The sequence below is a fragment of the Alkalibacillus haloalkaliphilus C5 genome (assembly GCF_000269905.1).
In the GTDB taxonomy this organism is placed as follows: domain Bacteria; phylum Bacillota; class Bacilli; order Bacillales; family Alkalibacillaceae; genus Alkalibacillus; species Alkalibacillus haloalkaliphilus_A.
This window is the reverse complement of the sequence record NZ_AKIF01000309.1, coordinates 1-323: the sequence shown is the minus strand read 5'-3', so window position 1 is coordinate 323 and position 323 is coordinate 1. Positions and strand designations below refer to the sequence as shown.

Here is a 323-nt window from a genome sequence, read left to right as displayed (position 1 = left end):
CTGAAGAACTCACACAGGTGGTAAAACAATTAGATGAAAAGGTTAATGCATACGATAAGCAAATAGAAGCAAGTGAAAGCGGAGTTGAAAGAAAGCAATTACGTTCAGAGCGAAAAGAACCTAAACAGTATCGTAAAAAGTTTAATGATTTTAAGTCGCGAAAGCAAAAATATCAGAAAGACATGGAGATCTTTGGTGAACGAAATAGCTATTCAAAGACAGACCCTGACGCCACGTTTATGCGAATGAAAGATGACCCAATGAAAAACGGTCAGCTGAAAGCGGGCTATAATATTCAACTTGCGACTGAAGGTCAGTTTACC

The 323-nt window shown here is 38.4% G+C and carries 1 pseudogene; it reads left to right on the top strand.

What is annotated here, in order from left to right:
- Positions 1-323: pseudogene (locus tag A194_RS20895) on the top strand (IS5/IS1182 family transposase); the annotation flags it as partial.